11 protein-coding genes and 2 pseudogenes are annotated in these 17,004 nt (G+C 64.5%); 7 read left to right on the forward strand and 6 right to left on the reverse strand.

Features of this window, described 5'->3' with window-relative positions; all coding sequences use genetic code 11:
* Positions 1–151: 151 nt before the first annotated feature.
* Both ABH926_RS35245 and ABH926_RS35250 read right to left on the reverse strand, forming a co-directional pair.
* Positions 152–1,894: a S1 RNA-binding domain-containing protein gene (locus tag ABH926_RS35245; protein ID WP_370370295.1), complete on the reverse strand. Its 1,743-nt coding sequence runs from the start codon at positions 1,892–1,894 to the stop codon at positions 152–154.
* Positions 1,891–5,289 (reverse strand): AAA domain-containing protein, encoded by a 3,399-nt coding sequence (locus tag ABH926_RS35250; protein WP_370370296.1) that lies wholly within the window; start codon positions 5,287–5,289, stop codon positions 1,891–1,893. Before ABH926_RS35250 ends, ABH926_RS35245 begins: the two co-directional genes overlap by 4 nt.
* Before the next feature lie 894 nt (positions 5,290–6,183).
* Here ABH926_RS35250 and ABH926_RS35255 point away from each other — a divergent pair.
* From ABH926_RS35255 to ABH926_RS35270, 4 genes and pseudogenes are all read left to right on the forward strand, one after another.
* Positions 6,184–7,131, forward strand: coding sequence for a site-specific DNA-methyltransferase (locus tag ABH926_RS35255; RefSeq protein WP_370370297.1), 948 nt, complete (start codon positions 6,184–6,186; stop codon positions 7,129–7,131).
* A 34-nt stretch (positions 7,132–7,165) separates the two neighbouring features.
* On the forward strand, positions 7,166–8,326 hold the full coding sequence (locus ABH926_RS35260) for a hypothetical protein (RefSeq protein ID WP_370370298.1): 1,161 nt from the start codon (positions 7,166–7,168) through the stop codon (positions 8,324–8,326).
* A gap of 261 nt (positions 8,327–8,587) precedes the next feature.
* Positions 8,588–8,953 (forward strand): annotated as a pseudogene (locus tag ABH926_RS35265) (NAD-dependent epimerase/dehydratase family protein); the annotation flags it as partial.
* 100 nt (positions 8,954–9,053) lie between these two features.
* Complete coding sequence (locus tag ABH926_RS35270) at positions 9,054–9,335, forward strand: hypothetical protein (RefSeq protein ID WP_370370328.1); 282 nt, start codon at positions 9,054–9,056, stop codon at positions 9,333–9,335.
* 346 nt (positions 9,336–9,681) lie between these two features.
* On the opposite strand, the pseudogene ABH926_RS35275 reads toward ABH926_RS35270, so the two are convergent.
* Together ABH926_RS35275 and ABH926_RS35280 are read right to left on the reverse strand one after the other, a co-directional pair.
* A pseudogene (locus ABH926_RS35275) lies at positions 9,682–10,918 on the reverse strand (IS256 family transposase).
* Between the two features lie 259 nt (positions 10,919–11,177).
* A complete protein-coding gene (locus ABH926_RS35280; protein WP_370370299.1) occupies positions 11,178–12,491 on the reverse strand; it encodes a helix-turn-helix transcriptional regulator in 1,314 nt (437 codons plus the stop codon).
* A 222-nt stretch (positions 12,492–12,713) separates the two neighbouring features.
* On the opposite strand from ABH926_RS35280, the gene ABH926_RS35285 reads away from it, so the two are divergent.
* Both ABH926_RS35285 and ABH926_RS35290 read left to right on the forward strand, forming a co-directional pair.
* Positions 12,714–13,604, forward strand: a complete 891-nt coding sequence (locus ABH926_RS35285; protein WP_370370300.1) for an SDR family oxidoreductase — start codon at positions 12,714–12,716, stop codon at positions 13,602–13,604.
* Positions 13,605–13,706: 102 nt separating this feature from the next.
* Positions 13,707–14,141, forward strand: coding sequence for a DUF6086 family protein (locus tag ABH926_RS35290; protein ID WP_370370301.1), 435 nt, complete (start codon positions 13,707–13,709; stop codon positions 14,139–14,141).
* On the opposite strand, the gene ABH926_RS35295 is transcribed toward ABH926_RS35290, so the two are convergent.
* Both ABH926_RS35295 and ABH926_RS35300 read right to left on the reverse strand, forming a co-directional pair.
* Complete coding sequence (locus ABH926_RS35295; protein ID WP_370370302.1) at positions 14,128–14,484, reverse strand: transposase; 357 nt, start codon at positions 14,482–14,484, stop codon at positions 14,128–14,130. The genes ABH926_RS35290 and ABH926_RS35295 overlap by 14 nt on opposite strands.
* A gap of 13 nt (positions 14,485–14,497) precedes the next feature.
* Complete coding sequence (locus ABH926_RS35300; RefSeq protein ID WP_370370303.1) at positions 14,498–15,277, reverse strand: group II intron reverse transcriptase/maturase; 780 nt, start codon at positions 15,275–15,277, stop codon at positions 14,498–14,500.
* Positions 15,278–15,427: 150 nt separating this feature from the next.
* On the opposite strand from ABH926_RS35300, the gene istA reads away from it, so the two are divergent.
* Positions 15,428–16,996 (forward strand): IS21 family transposase, encoded by a 1,569-nt coding sequence (gene istA / locus ABH926_RS35305; protein ID WP_370370304.1) that lies wholly within the window; start codon positions 15,428–15,430, stop codon positions 16,994–16,996.
* The last annotated feature ends 8 nt before the right edge of the window (positions 16,997–17,004 follow it).

Raw genomic sequence — 17,004 nt, forward strand, 5'->3', positions numbered from 1 at the left:
CTCGGGGCGCGATCAGAGCACAACTATGCGCCGGCAAGAGCGGCGGGGCGCGATCATGTCCTTGTTCGACGAACCGGAAGTACGCTACGCCGTGGCACCCCAACGCCCCAATAGGTACCTCCACCCACCTGCCAACGCGAGGGCCAGCTTGTCAGGTGGAGAGCGCCTTTCGCGAGAGCGAAACCCGTCCTCGTTGGAAGTCGACCTCCATTACCATCACAGTCACCGTCTCGCCGACTTTGACAACCTCCGAGGGATGCCCGACACGTCGACTGGCGAGTTGCGAGATATGGATCAACCCATCAACTTCACCCAGGCCGACGAATGCTCCGTAGTTGGTCAGGCGCTTTACCGGACCTGAGACTATCTGCCCTATCACCAGGTTCCTGAGTGCCGCTTGGCGCTTAGTTTCGCGTGTGATTACCTCGGGCTGTTCGACATCACGCCGCGCCGGAGCGGGCTGATCGGGAATCGCGGCGGATCGTGTCACCCCAAGGGTAGGTAGGGCGCGGTATTCTCTTGGCAGGTTCCCGACTACCTCGATAGCGAAGCTACAGTTCTCTGTCATGTATTTCTCGTACGCTCGATCCGCGAGCACCTGGTCCTGGACCAGGTCGCCCTCCTCTTGGCGGTACTTGCGCGTCGGCTCGCCACGGAACGAGAGCCAATTGAAGCTGGTCTTGATGTAGTAACTGTCGCTGACCAGGAGTTTCGCATGGGTGTCGTCGACCTGAACTATCGCCAGTCGACCCGAGCGACGTGCCGCTGTGTGAAGGTCTTGCAGGGCCTCTCGGTCGGTCCCGGCGTTGTCGCCAAGGCCCCAGAAGATTGTGACGTCCACTGTCTGCGCAAGTTTCTCGACCCGCCTGACCCACTGCTCGGTCACGACCGTCCGTCGGATCCACGGGCTATTGATCAGCAGCCGACGTCGTGAATTCGTTAGAGCGTCCTCAAGCCACTGCGGATGCTCGTAGACCCCGAGCCACCGGATCGCTGCACGGTCCAGAGCACCGTTACCGGCGTCACCACTGTCGTCCGCGTCATCTGCTGCGAGTTGCAGAGCGATGACCTCGTCCTTGCCGAGCCGCTCACCGGATTCTGATACTGGCTCATGGGGCGTCTCGACCGGAGCCGTGGACAGACGGAGCCGCTCTACTGCCCCCATCTGCTCCAGTGCGGCAGCGTGCTGTTCGCTCCATACGCCGTCCACTTCGACTCCGAGACGGAGGGCATCGGAGTCTTCATCCTTGAATACCAGGAGAATCGCGTCGCGGAAGTAGTTCGAGTTCTCGGTGACGCCGCTGACTCCCAGGATCCGGAATGTCTCACGTGCTCGTGCGTCGAGCGCGGAAGTGATGCCGGCGATCGTCAAGTCGGTCGTCTGCACCGGCATGCTGCTGGCTGGCGGAAGCAGGATCCTGCCCGGATCGGCTTTCGCCCTGCTCGAACGGAGCAGCGAGTTCTTCCGCCAATCAGTGACCGATGCTGCCAGGCGATCGTATACAACGGGGAGGGTCGCTGCTTTTGGATGACGGAGCTGGGCGTCTCGCGCCGCCTCCTGCCCGGCCGGCAGCAACGTCAGTCTGCGTGCTTCGCCGAGCGCCGGCGGCTGATAGGCCACGTACTCAGCCACGAGCAATCCCGCGACAGCCCGCCCGGTGTCCCCGTCGCTGAGTCCGAGGAACAACTGCAGGTCCTCGACGCTGTCGATACCGTTGAGCATCGCGCGCAGCGTGTACTTCTGCGAGGCTTCCAAGTCTTCGGACTGCTCGGCCAGGACGTCGACGGTGAGAACCGACGCCGGGATGGCACACGGTTCAGCCGCCAGCAAGATGTGCCCTGGACGTGCATGTGCGTGGCGGCGCGCCGCGTCGGCGAGGACATCACGGCTCACTGGTACTGCACCCTTCCCGAGGCACTTGTTGTGATGTGGGCCAGCACTCGCTTCAGTGGCCCTTCCGAACTGGCGATGAAGTCCGAGTCTCCGACGATCCACAGGATTTCGCGGGCTCGTGACAGGGCCACGTTCACTCGCCCAGTGAAGCGGTCGGACAGGAATCCGAGTTCGCCTATGAGGTTGCTCCGGGTCACCGAGAAGATCACTATGTCGGCTTCACGGCCTTGTACGGCGTCTACTGTCTTGACCTGCACGGTGAGGTTCGTCAGTTCCAGGCGACGAAGGGCGCGTTCGATCTCGGTGCATTGGCTCCGGTACCCGCTGAGAACCAGTACCTCGGGCTTGGCCCCGTCCAGGCGGGCATAGCCGCCGAGCTGCGCCTGGTCGTCGATGCGCTTCACGAGTTCGGCCACCTGCTCGACCTCGAGCTTGTTCGACGAGCTTGAACTTCCGGGGTACCTGGCCTCCTCGTGACGGTTGCTTCGCCGACTGGTCGAGAACCAGACGAGTCGGTCGCCGTCGCCGATGGTGGCGGGGTCGATGCTGGGAACCGGGTCGTGTTTGAGCGTCCCGGCGTAGAAAGTGTGCGATATGAGCTCTCCGATGGGCACCGCCATCCGGTGCTGCGTCACCAAGGTGGATCTGCACGGTTCTGGTGCCTCCGCGAGGAGGATGTCGAACAGGGAAGAAGACAGGAGCACCCTGTCCAGATCGAATCCCTCGACAAGGTCCGGATAGTCGAATACCTCTTCCGCCATCGGCGGCAGCTGTTTCGTGTCCCCGACCAGCACCCAGCGCTTGGAGCGGGTCATCGGCACCAGGAGTTCCGGGGCCGTGGCCCGCGACGCCTCATCTATGATGCACAGGTCAAACTGCATGTCCTGGATCCGGCTGTTGGACAGGAATCCCATGCAGGTGCCAGCGACCACGCTCTGTGTGGGAAGGAACATCGGCTCGGCGGTCATCGGGTCGTTGAGGCTTGAGAGCCAGTCGCCCTGTATGCGCACCAGCTCCCGCAGCCGTTTGTCGCTTTGCGTCCCTAGCAGGCGCGTAACCAGACTCTCGAGCGCGTCGGTGTCGAGCGGCCAGGCCACGTTCACCGCCACGTTCTGGGCGAGCGCACGTACCGCCTCGACTGCGACATCGGCTCGGTCCACAGCCCGTAGGTATTCCGCAAGCAGCTCCGCCCGCTCCTCTGGTAGATCCTCGTTGTCAAGGCGATCCTTGTCCTCGTCGAGAACTCCGAGAGGACTTGCGCTCTTCTGCTCCTTCCGGATGGCTGCCAGTGCCTCTTCCGCGCGCAATGCCAGCGACAGGTGTTCGATGCGCACACCCTCTCTTTCGGCGAGGACAGCCATGCCGTCGCGGGCTCGATCGCGGATCTCCTGCGCCCACGCCCCCAACTTGTTGGCCAGTAGCAAATGAGCCGCATCCGGATCGACGTTGTCGTCACGGCTCGACAGCCGCACCACCGACGTCACTCCAGAGCGGTAGAGACGTGTGATCGCGTTGTCGATCGCTACGTGCATCTGGCTGACCAAGAGCACCTTGTCCCCGGGCCGGGCCGCAAGGTATTGGTTGACGAGCTCGCAGATGAACGAAGTCTTGCCGGTTCCCGGCGGGCCCTCGACCAGGAACACGTCCTTGGACCCCAGGGCGTTCGCGACTGCGATTCTCTTGTCGTCGTCGATTGCCGGCGTGAGTGCCTGGAACTCGACGGGCTCCGGGGCCAGCGCGACTGACGGATCCAGCACCAACTCGCGCAAGTGCGGACGCGCGGCGCTTCCGTCGCGTAAAGCTGCCAGCGCATTCTTCTGCCGTCGGATCGAGGCCTGCGACGGCGTCCTGTCTCGGACCAACACACCTTCGGCAGGGATCTCAATCCCAGCCCGAGCCGGACGGACCGTGACGTCCGCACCGTCCGCTTCGACGATCCGCACAGCAACGCCGCGATGTGGTAGCCCGTCGGACGGCCGAGCTATCCGTTCCTGGTCCAGGTGTGCGCTGGTCAGAGGAGCCGATGTCTCCACAATGACCTCGCCGGATGAGCGACCGACTCGGGTGTAGACGATTGGCTCCTCAAGCCGCTTCTCCAACTGCTCTTTCGCCTCGATCAGCCGTGACCAGTTGCCGAGTCGCACCTCCTTGAAACGGTCACTTGATCGGTCACCGGAATCCTGGACAGCTTTCTCCAGCAGTGCGTGAAGCTCAGCCGCTGACGACGCGGCCACACGCAGGTTCGTGGGCCGCGTGGCTGTCCAGGCGAAATCCCGATCATCCACGGCGACAGCATCCGCATGGTGGCGTAGGTGTTCGAGGTCTTCGTAATCTCTGGTCTCCGCCCACGTGCACACCAACTGCTGGTAATCGCTCTTGAACGCAAGCGTGAGTTCGATCTGGTCCCCGACAAGCCTGAACTCGTCGGCCGTAAGGCTGTGCCGCCCGTCGGAATTCGTGCGCAGACGAGGCATCACATGCGTCACCGCACCCAGACGAGCAGAGATGACTGCCTCGGCAGTACGTTCATCCGCCGATTCTTCCAGCGACCGCCTGGCCTTATTCGACAGCTCAAACGACACGACGTTCCTCAGATGCCAGTTCCGGCTACGGGCTGCCTGGATCGTCCGGAGTTCGAGGTGGAACACCTGTCCGTCCGCCGGCCGCCGGGTCGGGTCCGGGTCGAGCGCCCGGCGGAGCAGAGGAAGAACGTCCTTGGGCGGCACGTCGGCTTCATCGAGGGCACGCTGAATATCTGGATAGTCACGTAGCTCCCAGCCCGTGACACACTGCAGAAGTGTCGCGGCTAGCCCATACACATCAAAACGGGCAGATCCGCGCGACGCTTGATCCGGTGGGGCCCACGGTGCGCTCGACAGGCCCGCGACCGTCGCGTCATTCGGCCCCGCGACCTGATCCTTGATCTTACTGAGCGCGAAATCCGCAATCAGCGGCCTGCCATTGCACCAGAGCACATTGCCGGGCTTGATATCCCGATGGACGACCGACATGGAATGGGAGTGCGCGAGTGCCGCCGCCAACGGCAGCGCAACGACCTCTGCGACATCGTCCCAGCCCGGGGGCTCACTGAAGCCCTTCAACCAGTCCCTGACCGTCTCCGGCACCCAGTCCAATACTACGAAGTGCACGCCCGCGGCCTCGTCCGTCCCGCTGTCCAGCAAAGGCGCGATATTCGGGTGATCGAGCTTCCGCAGCGCAGCGGTCTCTCGCTCAAAATAGATTCGGTAGATGTCGTCCGCCTTGGCCGGCATGGTCTTGACCGCAACGTGACGTCCGCCCTGATGTAGATCGGCTGCCTGGAACACCTCGGCTTGACCACCGACTCGGCGTGTTCCGGCGATCTCTGCGTACCGCCCGGCGATCATTCGAGCCATCCACGTCTCCCTGGATCACAATCAGCTCTCGAAAGGTGGCTCTCAGCCTACTGGTGAGCGTGGTCCACGGCGCCCAGCGATGCGAACGCGCTCGAACCCCATTCGCCGACTCACACCTGCCACGCAGACAGAGCGGAGCGATCGAGTTCCCCCACTTGAAGAACCGCATGCGGCCTCGCCAGAGGTGAGTTCGCGCCAGGTAGTAGACGCCCGATCAGGCAGGACGGTCAAAGCCTCTCTTAATCCGCGGGTTCGGGGTTCAAGTCCCTGGCGGCGCACCCGTAGCAAGCCCCAGCTCACGAGCGTGAGCTGGGGCTTTATGTTTTGAGTCGTGTGGTGGTTGAACCTTTTGACGACCCATCAGGGACGTGGACCAGGAACGGACCAGGTTCCGATGAGGGTCAGCCGCGTCCCGGGAGTCAGGACGCTTCGACTCTGCCATGATTCACGCGGATTTTGATCCGCGTGAATCGGCCATATCGGACGTCGAGCTCGATGGAGCAGGGCTTGGACCAGGGAGCGACTCCAGAACACCTACGCCGACCTGCGGTGTCCCGCACTTCAGCCGCGCCCTGCACCATGGCCTGCGCACGGCTGCGCCCCTCATAGCTTCGACATCTCACGGCGACAGCGCCTCCAGCAAAATCTAACCTCAGCCCTCGAGCCCTCCATGGGATCTGCCGGGAAAGGCGGGCATAGAGACCTGCCGGGGAAGGCGGCCACTCGCGCGAGTATGATCATGGCTGTCCATCGCACAGCAGAGCACTTGACAGCGCCGAGACACTTCGGCGTCCATGGACCCACGCCCGGAGCGACCGGGCGCATGCCACCCGTTCGTGTTGGCATGCAAGTGTCGGACCGGAGTATCGAATGGCTGAACCTACAATACCTAGCGTGACCGCAACCTCCACTGAAGACGTCAACGATCAGCTACAGGGAGTCATCGCGGAGGTTCGGCAAGGCGACGCCTACGATCTGTTCGCCAAGTTACCGCCCGAGTCAGTCGACCTGGTGATCACCTCTCCGCCTTACTGGGGGCTTCGTACTTACGGCCTTGACCACGACGAAGAGATCCTGCAGAAGTGGGTCGATGAGGGTGGCGACAAGGACACCACGCCTCCATACGACTGGTACCGCATGAATGGCGGTTGTCTTGGGCTTGAGCCCCTGCCGGAGTGGTTCGTCGACCATCTCGTTGAGATCTTCCAGCGAGGGGCCGCGGCACTCAAGCCCGGCGGGAGCATGTGGATCAATCTCGGCGATACATACTTCGCACGCTGGTCGAGTATCCGTATGGACGGTCGCCAAGGCCTTGGAGACAACCCCCGCATGCGGCGCAAGACCCCTATGGGCGGATTTCGCCAGGAGAAGCAGCTACTGCTCATTCCTGCCCGTTTTGCGATCGCCATGCAGGATAAGCGGTGGATCCTGCGCAATGACCTCATCTGGCACAAGCCGAATGTGCCTCCGCGCCCGGAGAAGGACCGTCTTCGCCTCGCTCATGAGCACTTCTTCCACTTCGTGAAGCGCCCTAAGGAGGGTCGGGCGGCCTACTACTACGACATCGAGCCGCTCGAACAAGGCGGGCGCGACGTGGTCACGGTCAACGTCCGAGCAGGAAGCGACGGTCACTCTGCGACCTTCCCCACCGAGCTCATCCTGCCCCGAATCGAAAGCTCTTGCCCTCCGGGCGGACTCGTCCTGGACCCGTTCTGTGGAACCGGCAGGTCACTTACTGTCGCTCTGGCTACCGGCCGGCGGGCGCTCGGCTTTGAGCTCACTGAGCCGTTCACTCAAGCAGCACGCGCGAACATCAACTCGATCCAGCCGCGACTCATGTAGAACTTGTCGGTGTCACGAGGCACACTCTTGCCTCGTGACAACCAAAAAGACCTCTTCCGCCGACCCCTGGGGCAACCGAGGTAACTACGTCGCGGAGTTCTACGGTCGGCGCCTGTACCCAGTGGTCGCAACGAGCGAGTCAGCAGTCGCCGATCAAGGGGCGAGGCGCTGCCCCTTCCTGACAACGATGGTCGGGACCGACACCGGATGCACGAAAACAGCCAAGGGGTCGCTGGGGGTCTGCACGATCAGCAGTGTCGCCAACGGAGTTCGTCTGGACTGGCCAGTCTGTCCGATCCGCATCCTCGACACCGAACTGCTGCGCGAGATGTCTCGCCGCCTGTTCGGGTATGCGCCGGAGACGCCCGTCGGAGTCGTCGCCGCAAATGCCCTGAAGATCGCCGACAAGCGCGAAGAGCTGCTTCAGGCGCTCAAGGAGGGCATCCCCACGGTTGTCTTCTTCCACGGCAAGCTTGGCGGCGAGATAGCCATGAGCAAGACCACTCGGTCTCCAGCGATGAGCTTCGATGTGACGATGATCGAGCTGTTGCCGTCAGGAGAGGGCTTCACCTTCGGCCGGTACGGGATCTTCGAGATCCAGACCATGGACTTCCACGGCTCATATGAGACGGCTACCTCTGAGTTGGCCAAGGCCATGGACGATCCCGCCAGAGACCTGACCGCAGAACTTGCTCAGACACCAACACCGGGCTGGCTGGGAAGCGGGATCGAAACACCTAACCTCTCGAACGTTTTCAAACGAACGTTCTATCAGATGATGTTCAAGTTCCAGCTGGGAGGTCACGGCCGCTCCGCAGGGTGCATCTTCGCAATTCCGCGTCCTGTCTGGGACTCCTGGCAGCCGCACCTTGGCGCGCCCACGCTCACCGAAAACCCGGACGGTACCTGGCAGTTGGGCGAGCCGAGCCTTGAAGGCACCGCCCAGTCGCCCACGTGGATCTATGTCTTCGATGTCGAAGAAACTGCCACCGTTCACCCTAACCGCATCAAGCCCTGGAAGGTGATCGCGACCGACGCCTCAACATTGTCGCGCTACGCACTCGATGTGGCGCCCGCTGCCGCCCTTGAGCCCGGCGGTGCCGCTGACCGGATCATGATTACCGTGGAGAAGAGGCTTCGTTCCTTCTGGAAAACCATGCCGATCGACGACGGACAAGACAGCCTGTTCTCCTGATACGAGCGAAGGTGTCCGAGCCAACGCAACGGTCGTCGGCCAGGGCGTGAATATGATCGCGGATCGCACCGGGGTGAGGTCCACGGCGGATCAGGATGCCACACTCTAGGTTGATCTCCATGGCGCTTCCGGTGATGTTCGCGCTGCCGACCAGCAGCGGCCAGGCACGGCGAACCACTATCCAGGACCCGCTGGCTGACGCGCTACCGGCTCCGCAAAACCCTGGTGAGCCCGTCGCTCGGCCCTGTTACCTTCGGGCGAATGCGAACACTGATTGTGGGCGGTTCAGGATTCGTGGGGTCCCTCATGCTGCCCGGCCTCGTTCACGCCGGGCACGAGATCCGCGTCCTGGACCCGGTCGCCCCCGCTGGGGACGTCGACTGGGTGCAAGGAAACGCGACGGACCCGACGGTGCTGGACATCGCCGTCGATGGGATTGACGCCGTAATTCACTCCGCGATGGGACAGCCTGGTCCCGACGGCGCCCCCGAACCCGTCGACGCCTTCACCAGCCTGGTGGCGTCCGTATTCACGACCCTGGCTGCGGCTGCCCGCGCCGGCGTGGGCCGGGCCGTGCTCATCAGCAGCATCTCGGTGTTCGCTAACGAGCCCCCGGTCACCGACCGCGTGCTCAGCGAGACGTCCGAAACCCGACGCATGCGATGCCTGAGGGCTGGCCAAGCGGTTCGCCGAGCAGGTTGGACACGCTGCCGCCCAGACCCACGGCATGACCGTCACGGCGCTTCGGCTCGGATGGCCCACCACCGAGGAGGCTTATCCGAAGTGGGCACTGCCGAGTTTCCCCGAGGCCGCCACCATCGCCTGCAGCGACGGCACCCCCATTCCAGCGTTGGCCGCGTCTGATCTAGCCAGTGCAGTGCTCGCCGCGCTCGACCGCAACAGCAGCGGCTTCGAGATCTTTCACATCCTCGGCGACGATGGATCCGGCCGCTGTTGGAGTACAGCCAAGGCACACGAGCTACTCGAGTGGCAGCCGAAGCGGCGCTGAGTCCCATCAATCCGCCAACAGCGCTGTTGGAACCAGCGGACTTCCCGAAGAGACAGCGACCAGCCTGGATTCCGACGGTCGATTCTCCACAGATTCCGCCACGAACTGGCGCGATAACGGACGCCACCGATGTGCACGGACGCACACCAAGCGGCTGGCTGAACAGGCCGGACAGGCCGCTGCCCAGGAATGGGCGATGACGGTGACCGCTCTCCGCCGGCACTTCCGACCACGGACGAAGCCTGGCCGCGACGGGCGTTGCCCGGGTTCCCGGAGCCTGCAGAGAATGGGGTCACGTCCGCGCTGGTGGTGTATGAGACGGCCAGCGGGTGATCCGTGTTTCAGGTTAGGCGATCAGGGCTGGTTCGGTGATCGGCTCGCCGCCGGTGTCGCCGGCGGCGAGCCGTCGGATCTTGGCCAGCACTTCCAGGCCCATGTAACGGCGGCCTTCGGCCCATTCGTCGTTCTGCTCGGCCAGCACGGCGCCGACCAGCCGGATGATCGAGTCGCGGTCGGGGAAGATGCCGACGACGTCGGTGCGGCGGCGGATCTCCTTGTTCAGCCGCTCCTGCGGGTTGTTGGACCAGATCTGCCGCCAGATCTCGTGCGGGAACGCGGTGAAGGCCAGCAGGTCGGCCTTGGCCTCGTCCAGATGGGCGGCGGCTTTGGGGAACTTGACCTCCAGGGCGGCGATGACCTGCTCACACTGGGCGTGCACCGCGTCGGCGTCAGGCTGCTCAAAGATGGTGCGCAGCAGCGTGGCCACCCACGGCCAGGCGGTCTTGGGCACCTGGTTCATCAGGTTCCTGGCGTAATGGGTGCGGCATCGCTGCCAGGCCCCGCCGGGGATCGCGGCGCCGATCGCCTCCACCAGGCCGCGGTGCGCATCGGAGATGACCAGTTGCACCCCGGCCAGGCCACGAGCGGTCAGACCGCGCAGGAACGCCAGCCAGCCGGCGCCGTCCTCAGCCGAGCCACGTCGATGCCCAGGATCTCCCGCTGCCCGTCGCCGTTCACGCCGACCGCGACCAGGGCATGCACGGTGAGCACCCGGCCGTTCTCCCGCACCTTCTGGGTGAGTGCGTCGATCCACAGCACCGGATACGGCCCGGCGTCCAGCGGCCGGTTACGGAACGCGGCGACCTGCTCGTCCAGGTGCTTGGCCATCGCCGACACCTGCGACTTGGACAGCTGCGTCACCCCCAGCTCGGCGGCCAGCCGTTCCACTCGGCGGATGGACACGCCCAGCAGATAGGCGGTCGCCACCACCGACATCAACGCCTGCTCAGCGCGGCGGCGCCGCTCCAGCAGCCACTCTGGGAAGTACGAGCCCGAGCGCAGCTTGGGCACCGCCAGTTCGATGCTGCCGACCCGGGTGTCCCAGGCCGGGTGCGGTACCCGTTGCGGGAGTTGGTGCGCTCTGGTGAGCTCTGCCCGTACTCGGCGCCGCAGATCGCGTCGGCCTCGGCGGACATCAGCGCCTCGGCGAACGACTTGACCATCGCCCGCAACATGTCCGGCTCGGCAGCGGCGAGTTGCCGCTCGAAGTCGTCTCCGGCGGGCACACTGGTCAGAACGGTCATCGTGGTGATCCCTTTCTTCGAGTTCTTGGTCGTTCTCGAAGATCACCCGATGGCCATCTCATATCCGGGAGACACGCCCTAACAGCGACAAACTCGTACACCACATCCCAGGACGTGACCGAGAATGGCGGCCGGTGATCTCGCGCGCCCTGCTGGCTGCTCTGGAGCGGCCTGGCGACAGCTGTGGTGCCCAGCCCGTCGAGTCAGGGCCGAGCCCTTCGGGTCGGCTTCGCCACACCTTGACACGCAAAACCGGGTCTCAAGGCGCGGCAGCAATATGCACAAGCCACCGGGTTGCAACAGTACCCGCGACAAGCCCGCGGACTGTCTCCTCCAGATCAAGAACCGTATCCGACTTGCGGTGAGGCTTCAGTGCGGCCATCACCAAGCCGAGTCGGTCGCTGACGCGTTTCGATGCGATCTGCACGGCCAGGGCGGCGAGTTCCTTCGTCTCGGAGCAGGCTTGGTCGATCTGATCGAGCGCTATCAGGGATCGGATCTTGGTTGCCTTTGCGAGGGCGCTTTTCCGGGCAGGGATCACGGCATCGGCATGGGCAAGGATCTCGTCGTGGAACTCAAGCACGCTGGAGTGTCGGCACATTCCGTAGAAGCAGTGGGCGTCGTCGTCCAGTGCGTAGACCGAGCCGTAGTTGTCGAGGCACGAAAAGCGTCCATCATCATCGTCGACCACCGCCGCCAGTGCTGTTCGGCTGGCCTGCATCGCCTCTACAGCGTGGTCTGGCTTGCCCGCCATCGACAGCGCGCGGGCGAACTTGCCCAGGCAGAATGCGTGGAGTCTTCGGTCTCGAGTTTCGGTGGATAGGCGGACGGCTGCGGCCCCGCTAGTGATGGCCTGTCTGGGATTGTTGAGCCAGATGTGTTCCAAGGTTCGCATCGCGAGGACCACCGCCAGTGCTGCGCTATCGCCGGAGTCCTGCGCCCAGGTGAACGCCGTGGCCATGTGGCTGCGGCAGGCGGCGACATTTCCGACGTCGAGATTCATCCAGGCAACGCGGATCGCCAGCTCGGCGGCTGCAGCAAGCAGCGCGCCTGCGGGGGCCGATGCATGGTCGTCGACGATCAGAGGTTTGACGCACTCGGTGAGGTAGGCGTCGAGCATTTGACGCATGCAGTCGCCGCCGAACTGGCGGTCGGTCGCGGTGGCCGCCCTCGCCATAGCCTGAAGCGCGATGAGGTCGGCAGCCGTCGTCGGCCGGCACATGGGGCCGAATGCGAAGAGGGGTGGTTCGTTGACGGTGGGATCTGGACGGGGCTGCGTCGGCCACGGCTGGACACCGAAGATCGGCGGCGTCTGGTCCTGCTCGCCGTCCTCTTCGTCCGGGAAGGCCCACGAGACGCGGAAGCCCATGTCCTCCACGGATAGTCCCGTAGCCCGCTGGAGGCAGCGTCGGTATGCGTGGGACGGCATGCCGATTCTGCCGCGTTCCCATCGCCCGACGAGCTGGGGACTGCATGCGACTGCGATACCAAGCTCCTGGGTCCTCACGACCGCGGCGAAGTCCTCCTGCGTGAGGTTGTTCTCGTCGCGCCATCGGCGCAGACCTTCGGCCATCGGTCGCCCCTCCGTGTGTACGAGCGCTGACATGAGCCAGGCTTCGGATAGTAGCGACCCGATCATTCTCTGCACATAGGGTTTGGCGGCGCGCAAGCAGCCTCACGGCCCGTCTGCGCTGGTCAGCGGCTGGCAGTGCTGATCGATGGATGCAAGCGTGCGCGGAGAATGCGCACCGAAGCCCTCGTACACCGGCGATGAACCAGGTTTCCTGGGAAGCGAATGGATGAGGACATGGAGGCGCTAGTGCGGATCATGGTGACCGGGGCCGAAGGATACCTCGGTGGTGTCGTCACCCAACGACTACTCCGGCGCGGGCATGAGGTGGTCAGCATCGATGCCGGCTACTTCGCCAACCTTCCCGGACCGAAATCCTCCAGCAGGGACGTCAGAGACCTCGACGGGGCCGACCTCGACGGCATAGATGGGATCGTCCACCTGGCGGCACTGTCCAACGACGCCTGCTCAGAACTCCATCAGGACGTCTGTGTCGACGTCAACGAAGTACACTCAGTCCGACTTGCACACATGGCCAGACAGCACGGGATAGCCCGCTTCGTGTTCGCCTCGACGTGCAGCGTCTACGGTGCAGGTGGGGGCCGTCCAGCCATAGAGAGCGATACCGTCAACCCTCTGAGTGTCTACGCCGTGACGAAACACCGAGCGGAGCAACGGATCAGCGCCCTGGCAGGCGACGGGTTCACCCCGGTGATCCTCAGATTCGCCACGCTCTTCGGCCCGTCACCCAACATGCGCACGGACCTTGTCGTCAACCGCATGGCAGCCTCGGCGGTAACGCGCGGACGGATCGAGCTCACCGGCGCAGCCACGAACTACCGCCCAATCCTTCACGTCCGCGACGCCGCGGCTGACGTCGAAGCTGCCCTCGCGGGCGACCTGTCCAGGACAGCCAGGTGCTTCAACGTCGCAGCCGCCCATGGAAACATCCAGATCGCCCAAATCGCGCAGGCGGTCCAAGACGTCATCGGCGGTGTCGACCTCGAGGTCGTCGACACGCACCACGATCCCCGCAGCTACGCGGTCGATACAGCGCTCCTGGACAAGACCGGTCTGTTCGGCCACAGCCCGACGCAGATGCTCCTAAACTACTGACCTTCAAAGGGTGATGTCGTAGGCGTGGTCGCTCGGCTCGATCGATTCCAGGCGTCCTACGATGGCGGCGTCGTTGTCGATCGGCCAGCGGAGAGATGCCAGGTGAGCCAGTACTACGAGCTGGGCGAGGTAACACTTTGGAACCCGTCCAACGGGGCGTCGCGGCTGTTCCTGCGTCAGGCGGCGCTGTTCGAGGAGGAAGTAGGACTGCCCTCGGGGATCGGTCCGATGCGGGACGACGAGGCTCAGATCAATCCCGAGGTGTTCGAGGCGTTCGTCCATGCACTGCTGGCTTGGCGTGGGCGAACGCACCATGTGGTCATCTCTGCCCTATCGGAAGGTTTCCTCGCGACGATACTGGTCCTGGCCGACCGGGCCGGGATCATGCTGGAGCGGCTCGACCGGTCGTCCGGTAACACCGCAGAACGGCGTGACGTCCAAGCCGGCCCCAGCGCCGTGTCTGCTATCGACCCTGATGGTTGGCAGGACCGGTTGCGGGATCAGGCGCGGGAACTGGCCGGGTTCATGACGCGGTGACCGCCAGTCCGGTGCCGACCAGGACGCCGTCGACGAGCCAGGATCGGTACTGGACCGCGGGCAGTTCCCGGCGGACGGCTGCGATCAGGTGTTCCGGATCGGTGAACGCGGTGTTGGCCAGGTTCCGGCGGATCAGCGACCAGATGCCCTCGACTGGGTTGAGCTGTGGCGCATAGGCCGGCAGCTGGTAGACGGTCAGCCAATCATGGGCGGCGATGTACTGCTTCATCCCAGCGGTCAGGTGAGTGTTCAGGGTGAGGTAGGCCGCCGGCGAGGTGCCCGTGGTTCGGGTCCTTTTCCGTCGGCCCCCTCCCGAACCGTGCTGGCGGGTTTCCTCGCACACGGCTCTCCAGTGATCATTTCCGGGTGGTGGCGGTGGCCCGTCCGTTGTGGATGTCGTGGTGGCACGCCGAGCAGACCACCAGGGTCTTGCGTCGGCGTGTCGCCATGAGGACCACCCACGGTGGCGGTTCGGGCCGACCTGGCTTGTTGAGGTCCGCGAGTTTACGCAGGTGGTGGACTTGCAGTCCATCTCTTGCCTCGCAGAGCTCGCACTTCCCGGCCAGGAGCCGAAGGATCAACTCGTTGTGCCGGGTAGCCATGATCGGCTGTCGGTCGGCCAGGACGGCGGTGCGTTTGCGTTGGAGCGGGATCCCGCCGAAGCGGGCGACCAGTGGCAACTTGCCCTCCCGGCGCGCGGAAGCCTGGAAACAGGTCCGGGGTCCGTCGGGGGTGTCGATGGTCGTCTTGTACTTTCGGGCCATCGCGGCGACGGTGGACTTGTGCTTGGCTGCCAGGGTCTTGAGCATGGAGGTCTCCATGACCCAGTGCAGGCCGTTCAGGCGGAACACGTCCTGGGCGAGCAGGTAGTACTGGACGATCCCGCGATACTCGGCCCCGTACTTCTCGACGATCGTGTAGTCCTCGTCGTGGAGCAGCACGCCGCGAATCGCGGGCTTCCCGTTCGTCATGTAGCGGTGGCACCGCTCGCGGATCGCGGCTTTGGGCACGAACAGGCCCACGACACCGTTGACCGCCCGGCGACTGCCGGTGACCTTGGTGTCGTTGTGTTGGACCCGTATCTCATAGCTGTCGGCGTCGCTGAAATCCACCAGTAGGACCTTGATCGCGTCCACGTAATCCACCAGCCGGACCGGGGATCGTCGCCGTAATCCACCAGGGTGACGGCGGTCGTCTTCGACCCGGGTCCGGTCCTCCAACCAACCACGCTCCCGCTCACCGTGACGGTGAGGGCGAGGGAGCCGATGGCAAGGAGGACGTTCACGATGGTGGACTTGATCGAGCTGTACGTGCACTGGTACGCCGGCCGCTCCAAGTCGGAGCTGGCTGAGAGCCTGGGCCTGGACCGGGGCACGATCCGCAAGTACCTGGCGCCGGCCGAGGCCGCTGGGCTGGTCCCGGGTGGTGAGCCGATCGGTGAGGAAGCTTGGCGGGCCAGGGTCGCCGAGTGGTTCCCGAAGGTGGCCGATGCCAAGCTGCGGCAGGTCACGTGGCCGGAGATCGCGGTGCACCGGGACTACATCGTCGAGCAGTTGAAGGCCGGGGTGACCAAGGCGACGATCCACCAGCGGCTGCGTGACGAGCACGGCTTGGAGGCGGGGCTGACTTCGCTGAAGCGGTGGATCGAGGCGAATCTGCCAGAGGAGGTGACGCGCGGGCAGGTCACAGTCTGGCGGCCGGAGGTGCCCGCTGGCAAGGAAGCGCAGATCGACTACGGCAGCCTGGGGATGTGGACGGACCCGGTGACCGGCAAGCGGCGGCGCATCTGGGCGTTCATCATGGTGCTGGCCAGCTCACGGCACATGTTCGTCCGGCCGGTGCTCACGATGGACCAGGCCAGCTGGACCGCAGCGCACGTGGCGGCGTTCGACTTCTTCGGCGGGGCCCCGCGCCGGCTGGTGCCGGACAACCTGAAGACCGGGGTGGACCGGCCGGACCTCTACGATCCGAAGCTGAACCGCTCATACGGCGAGCTGGGGACGCACTACGGCACCTTGATCGACCCGGCTCGGGCACGCAAACCGAAGGACAAGCCACGGGTCGAGAGACAAGTCCCTTATATCAGGGACTCGTTCTGGCGGGGCCGGGAGTTCGGCAGCATCGCCGAGATGCAGGCCGCCGCGATCACCTGGTGTCTGCAGGTCGCGGGCACCCGCGCGCACCGCGGGCTGGACGGGGCGATGCCGCTGGCGGTGTTCACCGCCGCCGAGCGCGAGGCGCTGATCCCGCTGCCACCAACCCGGTTCACTCTGGCGACCTGGTCGACAGCGAAGGTCGGCCCGGACTGCCATGTCAAGGTCGGCAAAGCGCTGTATTCGGTGCCGTGGAGACTGCTCGGGCAGCGGGTCGACGTGCGCGCCACCGCCACCATGGTGCAGGTCTTCCACGGCGGAGCCCTGGTCAAGACGCACGTCGCCGCGACGCGCGGCAAGCGCACCGACCACGACGACCTGCTCTTAGTTACTTGGAATCTGACGTGCCGGGTGTTCGGCTCCGGTACGGTCTCGCCGGTATCGAAGGAGTCATGGTGGGCATGGTGGTGCTCGAGGAGAAGTGGCCAGTCCTGGGCCGACACGAGAGAGCGGCCGAGTGGCTGGGGATCTGGGCCGACCTGGGGCGGGCGGCTCGCACGATTGACGCCTACGCCCGAGGGCTGTCGGAGTACCTCGAGCTGTGCGAACGGGAGCGAGTGGATCCGGTCACCGCGAATCGGGCGCATGTCGCGGTGTTCGTCCGCGAACTCACCACCAGGCCCAGCCACCGCGGAGCGAACGTCGTATCGATCGATTCGGGCTCCGGATTGTCGAACGCGACGATCCAGCAGCGCCTATTAGTTACGTGG

Source organism: Catenulispora sp. GP43 (genome assembly GCF_041260665.1).
In the GTDB taxonomy this organism is placed as follows: domain Bacteria; phylum Actinomycetota; class Actinomycetes; order Streptomycetales; family Catenulisporaceae; genus Catenulispora.